The sequence below is a fragment of the Methylobacterium sp. AC433 genome, assembly GCF_979253015.1.
The window spans coordinates 22,416-37,989 of record NZ_CEEDBN010000006.1 but is presented as its reverse complement, the minus strand read 5'-3'; the positions used below and the strand labels follow the sequence as shown (position 1 = coordinate 37,989).

The 15,574-nt window shown below is 68.5% G+C and carries 12 protein-coding genes and 1 riboswitch; of the genes, 5 read left to right on the top strand and 7 right to left on the bottom strand.

All coding sequences use genetic code 11. The features are described from left to right. Window positions 1-9 precede the first annotated feature (9 nt). From thiG to AC0IWM_RS11020, 7 genes are all read right to left on the bottom strand, one after another. Complete coding sequence (gene thiG, locus AC0IWM_RS11050; RefSeq protein ID WP_471754919.1) at window positions 10-795, bottom strand: thiazole synthase; 786 nt, start codon at window positions 793-795, stop codon at window positions 10-12. 52 nt (window positions 796-847) lie between these two features. Next, window positions 848-1,060, bottom strand: coding sequence for a sulfur carrier protein ThiS (gene thiS, locus AC0IWM_RS11045; RefSeq protein WP_471754917.1), 213 nt, complete (start codon window positions 1,058-1,060; stop codon window positions 848-850). Then, a complete protein-coding gene (gene thiO / locus AC0IWM_RS11040; RefSeq protein WP_471754915.1) occupies window positions 1,057-2,262 on the bottom strand; it encodes a glycine oxidase ThiO in 1,206 nt (401 codons plus the stop codon). The genes thiS and thiO overlap by 4 nt, the downstream gene beginning before the upstream one ends. 76 nt (window positions 2,263-2,338) lie before the next feature. After that, window positions 2,339-2,467: riboswitch (TPP riboswitch) on the bottom strand. A gap of 61 nt (window positions 2,468-2,528) precedes the next feature. Beyond that, window positions 2,529-3,776, bottom strand: a complete 1,248-nt coding sequence (locus tag AC0IWM_RS11035; protein WP_471754913.1) for an adenylate/guanylate cyclase domain-containing protein — start codon at window positions 3,774-3,776, stop codon at window positions 2,529-2,531. 313 nt (window positions 3,777-4,089) lie between these two features. Further along, window positions 4,090-6,084 carry an RNA polymerase sigma factor RpoD gene (gene rpoD / locus AC0IWM_RS11030; protein WP_471754911.1) on the bottom strand — a complete coding sequence of 665 codons (1,995 nt, stop codon included), beginning with the start codon at window positions 6,082-6,084 and terminating at the stop codon, window positions 4,090-4,092. Between the two features lie 200 nt (window positions 6,085-6,284). Beyond that, complete coding sequence (gene dnaG / locus AC0IWM_RS11025; RefSeq protein ID WP_471754909.1) at window positions 6,285-8,201, bottom strand: DNA primase; 1,917 nt, start codon at window positions 8,199-8,201, stop codon at window positions 6,285-6,287. Window positions 8,202-8,287: 86 nt separating this feature from the next. Beyond that, on the bottom strand, window positions 8,288-8,749 hold the full coding sequence (locus AC0IWM_RS11020) for a GatB/YqeY domain-containing protein (protein ID WP_056218815.1): 462 nt from the start codon (window positions 8,747-8,749) through the stop codon (window positions 8,288-8,290). A gap of 209 nt (window positions 8,750-8,958) precedes the next feature. On the opposite strand from AC0IWM_RS11020, the gene carA reads away from it, so the two are divergent. The 5 genes from carA (at window position 8,959) to AC0IWM_RS10995 (ending at window position 15,562) form a co-directional block, all read left to right on the top strand. Continuing rightward, complete coding sequence (gene carA, locus AC0IWM_RS11015) at window positions 8,959-10,200, top strand: glutamine-hydrolyzing carbamoyl-phosphate synthase small subunit (protein ID WP_471754907.1); 1,242 nt, start codon at window positions 8,959-8,961, stop codon at window positions 10,198-10,200. A gap of 213 nt (window positions 10,201-10,413) precedes the next feature. Continuing rightward, window positions 10,414-10,791: a hypothetical protein gene (locus tag AC0IWM_RS11010; protein ID WP_471754905.1), complete on the top strand. Its 378-nt coding sequence runs from the start codon at window positions 10,414-10,416 to the stop codon at window positions 10,789-10,791. A 163-nt stretch (window positions 10,792-10,954) separates the two neighbouring features. Next, window positions 10,955-14,440: a carbamoyl-phosphate synthase large subunit gene (gene carB, locus AC0IWM_RS11005; protein ID WP_471754903.1), complete on the top strand. Its 3,486-nt coding sequence runs from the start codon at window positions 10,955-10,957 to the stop codon at window positions 14,438-14,440. A 125-nt stretch (window positions 14,441-14,565) separates the two neighbouring features. Further along, window positions 14,566-15,042: a transcription elongation factor GreA gene (greA, locus tag AC0IWM_RS11000; protein ID WP_181017364.1), complete on the top strand. Its 477-nt coding sequence runs from the start codon at window positions 14,566-14,568 to the stop codon at window positions 15,040-15,042. A gap of 7 nt (window positions 15,043-15,049) precedes the next feature. Next, window positions 15,050-15,562, top strand: a complete 513-nt coding sequence (locus tag AC0IWM_RS10995; protein ID WP_471754901.1) for a hypothetical protein — start codon at window positions 15,050-15,052, stop codon at window positions 15,560-15,562. Window positions 15,563-15,574: the final 12 nt, after the last annotated feature.

The window sequence follows — 15,574 nt, the reverse complement described above, 5'->3', positions numbered from 1 at the left end:
CCGGCCGGTTCACGAGCCCACGAGCCCGAGCTGCGGGCTCGACGGCTCGGCCCGGCCCCGCTTCGGGATGCGGCCAGCCAGGTAGGCATCCCGGCCGGCCTGAACGGCGGCGCGCATGGCGCGGGCCATCCGCACGGGATCGTCGGCCTTGGCGACCGCCGTGTTGAGGAGGCAGCCGGCGGCGCCGAGCTCCATGGCGATCACCGCGTCGGAGGCGGTGCCGATGCCGGCATCGACGATCACCGGCACGGGCGAGCGCCGGCAGATCAGCTCGAGGTTGGCCGGGTTGGCCACGCCCATGCCGGAGCCGATCAGCGAGCCCATGGGCATCACGGCGGCGCAGCCGAGATCGGCGAGGCGCTGGCAGACCACCGGATCGTCGTTGCAATAGGGCAGCACGGTGAAGCCGTCGTCGACGAGGTGGCGGCAGGCCTCCAGCAGCTCGGCCACGTCGGGATAGAGCGTCTCACGGTCGCCGATGACCTCGACCTTGATCCAGTTCGTGTCGAGGGCCTCGCGGGCGAGTTCGGCGGTCATGATCGCGTCGCGGGCGGTCTCGCAGCCGGCGGTGTTGGGCAGGACGCGGTGCCCCTTCAGCCGGCGCAGGGTGTCCGAGCCGTGCCCCTGGAGCGAGACGCGGCGGATCGAGGCCGTGACCACCTCGGCCCCGGAGGCCGCCACCGCATCGAAGAGGATGCTCTGGGTCGGGTAGCCGGCGGTGCCGATGAACAGGCGCGAGCCCAGGCTCACGCCTCCGATCACCAGAGCATCGGTGTCGTTCGCGAACTCGGTCATTTCTGGCCTCCCAGCCATCCCATCCACCTGGCCAAATGTCTCATCCAATCACCTATCCGCCCTGCATGGCACGAACGATCTCGACCCGGTCGCCGTCGCTGAGGGCGGTGGCGGCCCAGTCGCGGCGGCGGACCACGGCGCCGTTGAGCGCGATGGCGATGCCCTGCGGGCTGTCGATGCCGGTCTCCTCGGCCTCCTCCCGGAACAGGGCATCGAGGTCGGCAGCGGCGCTCTCGCGGGCCTCTCCGTTGACGGTGAGCTTCATGCGAAGGCCCTTTGCGGTGCCGACGCGAAGCGGGCTCGGCCGAACTGGCGCGCGTAATCCGGCAGTGCCCCTTCGGCGATCAATGCGGCCACGGCGTCGGCGGTGGCAGGGGCCAGCAGGTAGCCGTTGCGGTGGTGCCCCGTGGCCACGACGAGGCCGGGCGCCAGGGCGTCGATGATTGGCGCATCGTCGTCCGAGGTCGGTCGGAAGCCACTCCAGACCGCCTCGACCGCCATCTCCTCGATGCCGGGCAGGACCCGGCGGGCGCCCTCCAGCAACGCGTAGAGTCCGCCGGCCGTGACACCGGGCAGGAATCCGCAATCCTCCACCGTCGCACCGACGATGAGATGCCCGTCGGACTTCGGCGCCATGTGGACCTGCTCGGTCCAGACCATATGGGCGAGGGTGCCGGTGCGGGCGGTGGTCCGCAGTGCGAGGGACTGTCCGCGCAAGGGGCGGACCGGCAGGGCGAGATGGTCGGGCAGGAGGCCCGCCTCCCCGCTCCAGGCGCCGGAGGCGAGCACGACGGTGTCGGCCCGGGTCAGCCCCTGGCCCGTGCGCACGCCGGTGACCCGGCCGGCGGTCCAGTCGAGGCCCTCCACCGCGCAGCCCTCGACGATGGCGACGCCGGCGGCGAGGCAGGCGCGCACGAGGGCGGCCATCACCCGGCTCGGATCGACCTGATGGTCGTGCGGGCAGAACAGGCCAGCGGTGACGGCCGGGCGCAGGCGCGGCTCGCGGGCCCGGACTTCGGGGCCGCTCAGCCAGCGCGCGTCGAGGCCGGAGCGCTTCTGGAGGTCGTGGCGGAAGCGCAGGCGCTCGACCTCGTCGCGGCCGATGGCGAGCACCAGGGTGCCCTCCTCCCGGTAGTCGATGTCGAGACCCGCCGCTTGCTCGAGCGCATCGCGAAAACCCGGCCAGCGCGACAGGCTCTCCAGCGCCAGGGGCAGCAACGGGTCCGAGCCGGGTTCGTGCTCGGCGGCGGGAGCCAGCATGCCGGTGGCGGCGAGGCTCGCCCCGGCGCCGACGGTGTCGCGCTCCAGGACGGTCACGGAGCGCCCGCCCTGCGCCAGGCGCCAGGCGGCGGACAGGCCGATCAGGCCGGCGCCGACCACGACCACGTCGCTGCGCGCCGGGACCGTGGCGGCCGGCGGCGCTGCACCGTGCGTCCGTCGCAGGTTGAGGAAGGAGTTCGGGGTCACGTCCAACGCAATCTCCGCTACAGCGTCGAGATTGGTGGGGCTGCAGCTTCGAACGGTGAAGCGTGCCGGGCTCGTGGAGAAACCCGCGGTCCAATCCCTACGCCGGTATGAACCGGGTCAGGTTCGAAGGATTTCCGCGCCGCCATCCGCGAACGGACGGCCATCGGTTTCTCAGCCCCTTGCCGGGGATCTCCCTGGAACGCCCTTGATGTGGGCCGTCCCTGCGCCCGGGTCAATCCCCAGGGGCGCTTCGGCCCGCCTGCGATTCACGAGGCCGGTGGACGCACGGGACGATAGACGCCCATCGGTTCGGCGAAGCCGTCGAGGGCGTGTTCGCCCAGGGGTTCCGGCATGTCCCAGAGGAAGTCGACGAAGGGCTTCGTCATCAGGATCGGCTCGCCCAGCGTCCGGTTCAGGCGGGCGACGCGGCTGGCGAGGTTCACGTCACGCCCGATCACGGTGAAGTCGAGGCGCGCGCCCGAACCCACATTGCCGTAGGCGGCCTCGCCGTGATGCAGGGCGATGCCGGCCGCGACCGGATTGGCGAACCGGCCGAGTGCGTTGGCCTCGGCCAGCGCCGCCATGGCACTCTGCGAGGCCGTGAGTGCCCCTTTCGCGGCGCCGCCGAGGTCGTCCCCAGGCTCGCGAAAGATCGCCAGCAGGCCATCGCCGAGATATTTCAGGACCTCGCCGCCCTCGCGCTCGATGGCCGGCACCAGGCAGTCGAAGAAGATGTTCAGGAGGTCGACCGCCTCCTCCGGTGTCATGTCGGCGGAGATGCGGGTGTAGTCGCGCATGTCCGCGAACAGGATCGCCGAGCGGATGCGCTGGACGTGCCCGCGCCGGATGGAGCCGCCGAGGATCGCCTTGTGCGGTTCGTCCCCGACATAGATCCGAAGGACGTGATCCAGCTGCTTGTTGACGCTGCGCATCTCCATGACGGCGGCCAGCGTCGGCATGATGAAACGCAGGATCGCCACGTCCTCATCGCGAAAACCGAGTTCGGACCGGGTGGCGAACGAGATCCCGTTGCGGGTCCCGTTGGTGAAGAACAGCGGCGCGACGATGTAGTACCGGTAGCCCTCCGCCTTCAGGTCGGGGATCACCGCGAAGGCATCGTCGGGCGTCTCGGCGAGGTCGAGGATCAGCCACTCGCCGGTCTCGTGGACGCGGAAGAACGGGCTTTCGCGGTAGGCCTTGTCGGAAGCTTCCCCGTGCGGGAACAGGCGGACGGAGGAGCCCGCCTCGCGGGTCCAGAACCGACCGACGCCGGAATACTCGGAATGCAGGGCATCGATGGCGGTGGTGGCCCGATCGACCGGCACATCGAGCCGGATCAGACGCTCGGCGAGGCCGGAGAGCAGCTCTTCGGCCTTCGGCATCCGGGCGCCCTCGCTCAGAAGCCAGTCGCGCAGGGCCACGCACTCCTGAAGCGCGCCGAACGGGACATCGGCCGCCTCCGAGCCATCGGCTTCGGCGGTGGGGGAAGGCTGGGGCGGGCCTCGATCGAGCATATGGCCAAGGTGGGTTGGGAAGCGGCGTCCGGCAACGGCGACCGTTCGGGTTTTGTGAGTATCGTGCGGGCGTGACCGCTTCAACCGCGCAGACCAGACGTCGAACATCGACGCCAAACTGGCGACACGGGTTTCGCCTGTCGCGTCGACGACTGGTCTCCGGTGACAGACCCGGCGCCCGCGCAGCGCCGGATGCTGTCTCGTTCCTGTGTCGGCAACGTGCACCATCATCGAAAGGAAAGAGCCGGCCCCAAGGGGAGCCGGCTCTTTCGAAAGATCGGGGCACCGGGCCGAGCCGGCGCGATCGAATACCTCAGTTGTCGAGGAAGCTCCGGAGCTTGCGCGACCGGCTCGGGTGCTTGAGCTTGCGCAAGGCCTTCGCCTCGATCTGACGGATACGCTCGCGGGTCACCGAGAATTGCTGGCCGACCTCCTCGAGGGTGTGGTCGGTGTTCATGCCGATGCCGAAGCGCATGCGCAGCACGCGCTCCTCGCGGGGCGTGAGCGAGGCGAGCACGCGCGTGGTCGTCTCGCGCAGGTTCGACTGGATCGCCGCGTCGATCGGCAGGACGACGTTCTTGTCCTCGATGAAGTCGCCGAGGTGGCTGTCCTCCTCGTCACCGATGGGCGTCTCCAGGGAGATCGGCTCCTTGGCGATCTTGAGGACCTTGCGCACCTTCTCCAGCGGCATCGCCAGCTTCTCGGCCAGTTCCTCCGGAGTCGGCTCGCGGCCGATCTCGTGCAGCATCTGGCGCGAGGTGCGGACGATCTTGTTGATCGTCTCGATCATGTGCACCGGAATGCGGATGGTGCGGGCCTGATCGGCGATCGAGCGGGTGATCGCCTGACGGATCCACCAGGTGGCGTAGGTCGAGAACTTGTAGCCGCGACGATATTCGAACTTATCGACGGCCTTCATCAGGCCTATATTGCCCTCCTGGATCAGGTCCAGGAACTGCAGGCCGCGGTTGGTGTACTTCTTGGCGATCGAGATCACGAGGCGGAGGTTGGCCTCGATCATCTCCTTCTTGGCCTGGCGGGCTTCGCGCTCGCCCTTCTGGACCATGTTGACGATCTTGCGGTACTCGCCGATCTCCAGGCCCGTCTCCGAGGCGAGGGTCAGGATCTGCTCGCGCAGGCGGGCGACCTCGTTCGAGCCCTTCTCGACGAGGTTCTTCCAGCCGCGGCCGCCGAGGCTGCCGACGCGCTCCATCCAGTTCGGATCGAGCTCCCAGCCCTGGTAGTGGCGCAGGAACTCGTCGCGGGCGACGCCGTGGCTCTCGGCGTAGCGCATCAGGCGGCCCTCGTGGGAGATGAGGCGCTTGTTGATGTCGTAGAGCTGCTCGACCAGGGCCTCGATGCGGTTGGCGTTGAGGGAGAGCGACTTCACGTCGGTGACGACGGCGTCCTTCAGCTCGTCCTGCTTGCGCTCCTGCGCATCGGTACGGCTGCCGCCCGCGGCCTTGAGCTCGGCATGCTCGATCTGCAGCTTGCGCAGCTTGCGGTAATTGTTGGCGATGTTGTCGAACGTCTCGAGGACGCGCGGCTTGATCTCCGTCTCCATGGCCGCCAGGGAGACGTTGTTCTCCATGTCGTCCTCGTCGTCGCCCTCGGGCGGCGCCGGCGTCTCTCCCTCGGATTCCTCGCTCTCCTCGGCGCCGTCGGCGATCTGCATCGCGTTCTTCGCGTCGGGGCCCGCATAGGTAGCTTCGAGGTCGATGATCTCGCGCAGGAGCACCCGGCCGTCGACGAGCTCGTCGCGCCAGATGATGATGGCCTGGAAGGTCAGCGGGCTCTCGCAAAGCCCGGCGATCATCGCTTCGCGCCCGGCCTCGATCCGCTTGGCGATGGCGATCTCGCCCTCGCGGGACAGGAGCTCCACCGAGCCCATCTCGCGCAGGTACATGCGCACGGGATCGTCCGTGCGGTCGGTCGGCTCCTTGGCGGTGGTCTCGCGCACGGCGAGGGGCTTGGCGGGCGCGATCTCGGCGACCTCCGTCCCCTCCGCGCCCTCCTCGTCCTCGTCGTCGCCCTTGGCCTTGGCCTCGGTCGTCTCCTCGGTCTCCTCGGCCTCGACGACGTTGATGCCCATCTCGGAGAGCTGCGACAGCACGTCCTCGATCTGGTCGGGGTCGGACTGGCCGTCGGGCAGAACCTCGTTGATCTCCTCGTAGGTGATGTAGCCGCGCTTCTTGGCGAGCTTCACCATCCGCTTGACGGAGGCATCCGTCAGATCGAGGAGCGGCCCGTCGGTCTGTTGCTCCGGCGCAGCATCCGTCTCGTCCCGTTCCGTTGCCTTCGTCGCCATGGTCCGCCTATGGTTGTCGTGTCAGCGCCGCGCGGGAGCGTGTCGCTCACTCCGCGTCGTCGACGCTGAAATGCATGTGATGTGCGGACCGCCGAAGCGACAGCCGCGTCGATGTCAGATCCCGGTATGCAAGCGAGACGCTTGACCGATTGTTAACCATGAGCCGCCAAAGGCGACCGAATTCGTTCGCGGCGCAGGTTTCAGGGTGCCGATGCCTCATCCGCATCCGGCACCACTTCGTCCGCCTCCGCACCAGCGATGACGGCCATACGGGCCTTCACGTCGCACAGCCAAGCGAAGTTCGCCTCCGTCTCGTCCTCGACCAGGGCCCGCTCAGCCAAGCGGAGTTCGCTATTTAGCGCTCCAGACTTGCGGTGCAAGATCACGGCCTGACGCAATGCGTCTTCGAGACGCACAGGATCGGCATGCACGTCAAGTGCTTTCGGATCTTTCCTTCGACCCAGCGCTCGAACGCGTTCAGCAGCGTGCTCCAGTTTCGCGCGCTGCAGACGGCTTTCCACAACTTCGGGATCTAAATGCGTGGCTTCAGACACAGCATCGAGCAGAAAAGTCTGGATTGAGCGAGCGTCTTCATTTTCAAAATCGAGTTCGGAAAACTGCTCAGCCCATTCGTCCAGTAGGGATGGATGTGTGAGGAGCGCTCCAACGATCATGCCTTCCCTAATCGATTGAGCCCCGTTGAAGCCGGCAGACTGCGCCAGATTATTGCTAGCCCGGCCGTGGAAAGTCGGCGAGGGCGGCGGATCACCGGGCCGGGGCGTGCGCGGGAAGGCAGGCCGCGCCGCGCCCGTCCGCGGTTCCCAGGGGCCGCGGCGTCCGGAGGCGGCCTGGGGCGACAGGGCGCGCAGGCGCCCCTCGATCTCGTCGCGGTAGAACCCCCGCACGGTCTCGTCGCGGATGGAGGCGACCATCTCGCGCAGCGACTTTGCGAGGCCGGCCCGCCGCTCGGGGGTATCGAGGGAAGCGCCGTCGGTGGCGCGCGACCACAGCACCTCGACCAGGGGGCGGGCCGCATCGAGCACTCGGTCGATGGCCGACTTGCCCTCGGCGCGCAGGAGATCGTCGGGATCCTGCCCCTCGGGCAGCATGGCGAAGCGCAGGGACTTGCCCGGCGTCAGGCCGGGCAGCGCGACGTCGAGGGCCTTGAAGGCAGCCCGCTGGCCGGCCCCGTCGCCGTCGAAGCAGAGGATCGGCTCGTCGGCATTGCGCCACAGCAGGCCGATCTGCTCCTCGGTGAGCGCCGTGCCGAGGCCGGCCACTGCGTTGGGATGGCCAGCCAGGGTCATGGCGATGACGTCGACGTAGCCCTCGACGGCGATGATCACGCCGCGGTCATGGGCGGGCTTGCGGGCCTGGTGCAGGTTGTAGAGCAGCTGGCCCTTGTGGAAGAGCGGCGTCTCCGGCGAGTTCATGTACTTCGCCTTGGCGTCCTTCTGCATCGCCCGGCCGCCGAAGGCGATGACGCGCCCGCGCGGATCGGCGATCGGAAACATCACCCGGTCACGGAACTTGTCGTAGGGCACACGGATGTCCTCGCCGGCCACGAGCAGGCCGAGCTCGATCATCAGGTCCCGGTCGACATCCTTGGCGGCGAGATGGTCGCGCAGGGCATAGCGGTCGCCCGGCGCGTAGCCGAGGCGAAAGCGGCTCCGGATCTCCGGGCCGAGCTGGCGCCGGTCGAGATAGGCACGCGCTTCGGTGCCGGCACGGCCGCGCAGCTGCTCCTCGAAGAAGGCCGCAGCCATCTCCATGACCTCGAAGGCGCCGGCACGCTTGGTCTCCTGCTCGCGGGCATCGGCGCTCGGCGCCGGCAGGGTCACGCCGGCTTCCGCCGCCAGGCGCTCCACCGCCTCGGGGAAGCTCAGGCCCTCGGTCTCCATCAGGAAGGTGAAGACGTCGCCGTGCTTGCCGGAGGAGAAGCAGTGATAGAACTGCTTCTGGTCGTTCACGTAGAACGACGGCGATTTCTCGGCATTGAACGGCGACAGGCCGCGCCACTCGCGGCCCGCTTTCTTCAGCCGGACGCGCCGCCCCACGATGTCGGATGCGGGCAGGCGCGCACGGATCTCTTCGAGGATGTGGGGCGGGTAACGCACGGCAAGAACCGGACCTCTGCGGCCGCCGATACTAGCGGACCAGGCTTAAAGAGTCCCCAACGCCGACGCGCGGCGCCGGGACGCCCTCACGCCTTGGCGTTCAGTGCCTCCTTCACGAGGCCGCTCGCCTTGGCGAAGTCCATGCGGCCGGCATAGGCGCCCTTCAGCGCGGCGATGACCTTGCCCATGTCCTTGGGACCGGCGGCGCCCACCTCGGCCACGGCCTTGTCGATCGCCGCCCGGGTCTCGGCCTCGTCCATCTGCTGGGGCAGGAAGCCCGCGATGATCGCGACCTCGTTGCGCTCGTTCTCGGCGAGCTCGGGCCGCCCGCCCTGGTCGTAGACCGCGGCCGATTCGTTGCGCTGCTTGATCATCTTCTGGAGGAGCGCGAGGATCTCTTCCTCGGAGGCCGGCTCCTTGCCGAGGCCGCGCGCCTCGATGTCCTTGTCCTTCAGGGCGGCCTGGATCATCCGGACGGTGGCGAGCTTCGCCTTGTCGCCGGCCTTCATGGCTTCCTTCATCTCGGTGGTGAGACGGGCGCGCAGCATCGTGTGACTCCTGAAAAAGCGGGACCCCGGACGGCGGATCGAGGGCGTGGTCTGCGAATTGCTGCGCGAACCGGGGTTCTTGAGACGCGCCGACGCCAGGGCCACATTGACCCTAACGCGGCACGCTCGCTATGAGCGCCGCACGACAAGCCGCCCGCACGCGCCGCTCACGGCGCCGGGATCGGCCGGACATAAGCGAGATCACGCCGATGCTGCAAGATGAAGGCGTCCACACGCCTGCCGTGCCCGCGCCCCCCGCTCCCTGGGCCGAGCCCCTGGCCACCGCCCTCCTGGTCCTGGCGGACGGGACCGTGCTGGAGGGATTCGGCATCGGCCAGACCGGAATCGCCGACGGCGAGGTCTGCTTCAACACCGCGATGACCGGCTACCAGGAGATCCTGACCGACCCGTCCTATGCCGGCCAGATCGTCACCTTCACCTTCCCGCATATCGGCAACACCGGCACCAACGACGAGGACCTCGAGAGCCTCGACGCGGCGCCGGCCTCCGGGGTGCGCGGCACCGTGATCGCGTCCGCCGTCACCAACCCGTCGAACTGGCGCTCGTCGAGCCACCTCGATTCCTGGCTCAAGGCCCGGGGTATCGTCGGAATCACCGGGGTCGACACCCGGGCGCTGACCGCGCTGATCCGTGACCACGGCATGCCGAACGCGGTCATCGCCAACGATCCGGAGGGGCGCTTCGACCGCGAGGCCCTGAAGGCCCGCGCCGCAGCGCTCGCGCCGATGGAGGGTCTCGACCTCGTGCCGCCGGTGACCAGCCGCGCGCGCTCGGAATGGTCGCAGACCACCTGGGGCGTGAAGACCGGGTACGGCGACCGCAAGCCCGGCACCGGCTTGAAGGTTGTGGCGATCGACTACGGCGTGAAACGCAACATCCTGCGCCTGCTGGCCGAGGCCGGCTGCGACGTCACGGTGGTGCCCGCCACGACGACGGCCGAAGAGATCATGGCGATGAAACCGGACGGCGTGTTCCTGTCGAACGGGCCCGGCGACCCAGCCGCCACCGGCGCGTACGCAGTCCCGGTGATCCGGGCGCTGCTGCAGGAAAAGGTGCCCACCTTCGGCATCTGCCTCGGGCACCAGCTGATGGGCCTCGCGCTGGGTGGCCGCACCGTGAAGATGGCGCAGGGCCACCACGGCGCGAACCATCCGGTGAAGGACAAGACCACCGGCAAGGTCGAGATCGTCTCGATGAACCATGGCTTCGCGGTGGACCCGGCGAGCCTGCCCGAGACCGCGCTCGAGACGCATGTCTCGCTGTTCGACGGCTCGAATTGCGGCCTCACCCTCACGGACCGCCCGGCATTCTCGGTGCAGCATCACCCGGAGGCGTCGCCCGGGCCGCGCGACAGCCACTACCTGTTCGAGCGCTTCGTCGCCCTGATGAAGGCCGGCAAGCCCGAGACCCTGGTCACCACGGCCGACTGATCCGTCGCGGCCGGACGGGGCGACACCCGCCCGGCGCGCCGCGGCACCTGCAGGGCTGCCCTGCACGTCTGCGATGCGAACCGCGAAAAGGTTCCCGCTCCGTCACAAAAAATCCGGCATTCCGGAGCATCCCGGCATCGTTAACGGCCCGCTAAGGACGGCGTTCGAAGATCGTCGCCGGGTCGATTCCGACGCTTGCCGGGGATTTTCCACATGACGTTCGACGACGCGCGCGACGACTTCTCGCGCCTGCATCGCCTCTTCACGTTCCATCTCGGCGTCGCCGTGAGCCTCGCGTGGATGACCGCGCTGACCTCGGCCTGCTACGCCCCGTGGGTCCGCAACATCCGGGCGCTGATCGACCCCACGACGGGCCTCGACCGGGTCGAGAGCACCTGGTCCTTCCTCTTCGCGATGCCGGTGGTGATGACTCTGGCCTGGATCGGCCTGTATTTCGGCCGCGAGATGCTGCGCCGCAGCCAGACTCTCTCCAATGCAGCCCTCGAATTCGCCGCGGCGGCCGTCGTCGCCTTCGGTGTGTTCTACCTGTCCATCGATCGCGCGGTCTCGGCCCTCTATCTCGGCTTCTGAGACCCGCCGGCGCTTCACCGGTAACCCGCGCCCTTCCAATGGAAGCGAGCTGCGTGTAAGTGCCAAGATCAACGATAATCCACGCCGCTAGCGCCCCCAGGCCCGTGCCGTTTCTCCGGCACCGCGCCTGGCCGGGCGCGCGTGCTTGCAGCCAAGGCGCCCGATGCCGAAACGCACCGACATATCCTCGATCCTGATCATCGGTGCGGGGCCGATCGTCATCGGTCAGGCCTGCGAGTTCGATTATTCCGGCACCCAGGCTTGCAAGGCTCTCCGCGAAGAGGGCTACCGGATCGTGCTGGTGAATTCGAACCCGGCCACGATCATGACCGACCCGGACATGGCGGACGCCACCTACGTCGAGCCGATCACGCCCGAGATCGTGGCCAAGATCATCGAGAAGGAGCGCCACGTCGTTCCGGGCGGCTTCGCCCTGCTCCCCACAATGGGCGGCCAGACGGCGCTGAACTGCGCCCTGTCCCTCAAGAAGATGGGCGTTCTGGAGAAGTTCGACGTCCAGATGATCGGCGCCACCACCGAGGCGATCGACAAGGCGGAGGACCGCCACCTCTTCCGCGACGCGATGACGAAGATCGGCCTGGAGACGCCGAAATCGGCGCTCGCCAACGCCTCGGCGGCCAAGAAGGCCGACCGCGCGAAGTACCTCGCCGAGATCGCCCGCATCGAGGCGGCGAACGAGGGCGAAGCCCGGGCCGCCGCGCTCGCGGCCTTCGAGAAGACCTGGCACCGGGGCGAGTCCGAGCGGCGCAAGCGCTACGGCGAACACGCCATCGGGCAGGCGCTGATCGCGCTCGCCGAGGTCGGCCTTCCGGCGATCATCCGCCCCTCCTTCACCATGGGCGGCACCGGCGGCGGCATCGCCTACAACCGGGAAGAGTTCCTCGACATCGTCGAGCGCGGCATCGACGCCTCGCCGACGAACGAGGTCCTGATCGAGGAGAGCGTCCTCGGCTGGAAGGAATACGAGATGGAGGTCGTTCGCGATAAGAACGACAACTGCATCATCGTCTGCTCCATCGAAAACATCGACCCGATGGGCGTCCACACCGGCGATTCCATCACTGTCGCGCCGGCCCTGACGCTGACGGACAAGGAATACCAGGTGATGCGCGACGCGTCCCTGGCGGTGCTGCGCGAGATCGGCGTCGAGACCGGCGGCTCGAACGTGCAGTTCGCCATCGACCCGGCCACGGGCCGGATGATCGTCATCGAGATGAACCCGCGCGTCTCGCGGTCGTCGGCCCTGGCGTCCAAGGCCACGGGCTTCCCCATCGCCAAGGTCGCGGCCAAGTTGGCCGTCGGCTACACCCTCGACGAGATCGCCAACGACATCACCGGCGGCGCCACCCCGGCCTCGTTCGAGCCCTCGATCGACTACGTCGTCACGAAGATCCCGCGCTTCGCCTTCGAGAAGTTTCCCGGTGCCGAGCCGACCCTGACCACCGCCATGAAGTCGGTGGGCGAGGCCATGGCGATCGGCCGCTGCTTCGCCGAATCGCTCCAGAAGGCCCTGCGTTCCCTGGAGACCGGCCTGACCGGCCTCGACGAGATCGAGATCGAGGGCCTGGGCAAGGGCGACGACCACAACGCGATCAAGGCGGCGCTCGGCACGCCGACGCCCGACCGGCTGCTGAAGGTCGGCCAGGCGCTGCGCCTCGGCGTCAGCCACGAGGAGGTCTACGCCTCCTGCAAGATCGACCCGTGGTTCCTGGAGCAGCTCCAGGCGATCATCGACCTGGAGAATCGCGTCAAGGCGCACGGCATCCCGAACACCCCCGGGGCGTTGCGCCAGCTCAAGGCCGCCGGCTTCTCGGATGCCCGTCTCGCCGTGCTCGCCAAGACCGACGAGGACAGCGTACGGGCGGCGCGCCGGGCCCTTAACGTGCGCCCGGTGTTCAAGCGCATCGACACCTGCGCGGCCGAGTTCCAGGCCCCGACCGCCTACATGTACTCGACCTACGTGGCGCCCTTCGCCGGCACGGTGGTGGACGAGGCCCGGCCGACCGACGCCAGGAAGGTGATCATCCTCGGCGGCGGCCCGAACCGGATCGGCCAGGGCATCGAGTTCGACTATTGCTGCTGCCACGCCTGCTTCGCGCTGTCCGAGGCCGGTTACGAGACCATCATGGTCAACTGCAACCCGGAGACGGTCTCGACCGACTACGATACCTCCGACCGGCTCTATTTCGAGCCGCTGACCCAGGAGGACGTCCTCGAGATCATCGAGACCGAGCGCCAGGCCGGGACGCTCCACGGCGTCATCGTGCAGTTCGGCGGACAGACCCCGCTGAAGCTGGCGCGCGCCCTGGAGGCTGCCGGCGTGCCGATCCTCGGCACCTCGCCGGATGCCATCGACCTCGCCGAGGACCGCGACCAGTTCAAGCGCCTCCTCGACAAGCTCGGCATGAAGCAGCCCAAGAACGGCATCGCCTACTCGGTGGAGCAGAGCCGACTCATCGCCTCCGATCTCGGCCTGCCCTTCGTGGTGCGCCCGAGCTACGTGCTGGGCGGCCGCGCCATGGCGATCATCCGCGACGAGGCGCAGTTCGCCGACTACCTGCTCGACACCCTGCCGAGCCTGATCCCCTCGGACGTCAAGGCGCGCTACCCCAACGACAAGACGGGGCAGATCAACACGGTGCTGGGCAAGAACCCGCTCCTGTTCGACCGCTACCTGTCGGACGCCACCGAGATCGACGTCGACGCCATCTGCGACGGCAAGGACGTCTTCATCGCCGGCATCATGGAGCACATCGAGGAGGCGGGCATCCACTCGGGCGATTCCGCCTGCTCGCTGCCCTCGCGCTCACTCTCGCCGGAGATCGTCGCCGAGCTGGAGCGGCAGACCCGGGCCATGGCCTTGGCCCTGAAGGTCGGCGGCCTGATGAACGTGCAGTACGCGATCAAGGACGGCACGATCTACGTGCTGGAGGTGAATCCGCGCGCCTCGCGCACGGTGCCCTTCGTCGCCAAGGTCATCGGGGATCCGATCGCGAAGATCGCCGCCCGCGTCATGGCCGGCGAGTCGCTGGCGAGCTTCGGCCTGAAGGCGAAGGTCCTGGATCACATCGCCGTCAAGGAGGCGGTGTTCCCCTTCGCCCGCTTCCCCGGCGTCGACGTGCTGCTCGGCCCCGAGATGCGGTCCACCGGCGAGGTCATCGGCCTCGATTCGAGCTTCGGCGTCGCCTTCGCCAAGAGCCAGCTCGGCTCGGGCACCCTGGTTCCGAAGGGCGGCGCGGTGTTCGTGTCGGTGCGCGACGCCGACAAGGAGCGCATCCTGCCGGCGATCCGCCTGCTCTCGGAACTGGGCTTCTCGATCGTCGCGACGGGGGGCACCCAGCGCTTCCTCGCCGACGAGGGCGTCCCGACGGAGCGGGTGAACAAGGTCCTGGAAGGCCGGCCGCACGTCGTCGACTCGATCAAGAACGGCGACATCCAGCTCGTCTTCAACACCACCGAGGGCGCCGGCGCACTGTCGGACTCGCGCTCGCTCCGGCGGGCCGCCCTCTTGCATAAAGTGCCGTACTACACCACTCTTGCAGGAGCGATGGCGGCGGCCGAAGGGATCAAGGCCTATCTTGGAGGCGATCTCAAGGTCCGCGCCTTGCAGGAATACTTCGCGGCCTGAATTCTCGCGCGGATTCCGTGTTGATCGGAAGCCGTGTTGTTGGCGGTTCGGGAGTAATTTACTCTGGCCCGGAAGGAGCGACATGCTCCGGCCGGGCTTATTCATTGTGGCGCGAGACGATGACGATAGACAAGGTTCCGATGACGGTGCGCGGTTACGCAGCGCTGGAGGAGGAGTTGAAGCACCGCCAGCAGGTGGAGCGCCAGCGGATCATCCAGGCCATCGCCGAGGCCCGCGCCCTCGGCGACCTGTCGGAGAACGCCGAGTACCATGCCGCCAAGGAGGCGCAGTCCCATAACGAGGGCCGCGTCCTGGAACTGGAGAGCATGATCTCGCGCGCGGAGGTGATCGACGTTTCCAAGCTCTCGGGCACGAAGATCAAGTTCGGCGCCACGGTGAAGCTCCTCGACGAGGACACCGAGGAGGAGAAGACCTATCAGCTCGTCGGCGAGCCGGAGGCGGACGTGCGGTCCGGCCTGGTCTCCATCACCTCCCCGATCGCCCGCGCGCTGATCGGCAAGGGCGTCGGCGATACCGTCGAGGTGACGACGCCGGGCGGCGGCAAGTCCTACGAGGTCGTCGCCGTCCAGTACGGCGGCTGAGTCGCCGATGCGGCCGGGATTCCTCCGGGCGGCGGGGCCGCTGCTCGGTCTCGTCGCGCTGCTCGGAGCGGCCCGGGCCGAAGGGCTGCCGAGCCTCGGGGGCGAGCGGCTCTCCGGCATCCAGGTCGATGTCCGGCCGCTGATCGCCCTCGGCGGCGGCACCCCCGCCCTCGATCTGCGTGAGGACCTGCTCGCCGCCCTACGGACGGAGTTCGCCGACCGGCTCGGCGGCCGCGGTCCCGTCCTGCTGGTTCGGATCAAGGGCCTGTCGATCAATCCCTATGCCGGGGGCGACGGCGGACGCGGGCGTCTCGGCGGCGGGACCCAGAGCGACTACCTCGACGGCGAGGCCCTTCTCGTCGGGCGCCGAGGCGAAATCCTCGCCCGCCACCCGCAGCTCTCCGCCGTCCCGGCGAGTTCGGGCGGCGCCTGGTACGACCCGGATTCCGAGCGCCGGCGGTTGACCGCCATCGCCCAGCACTATGCGGGGTGGCTGCGGCGCGCCCTGCCCGCGGATTAGGTGGACGGCGCC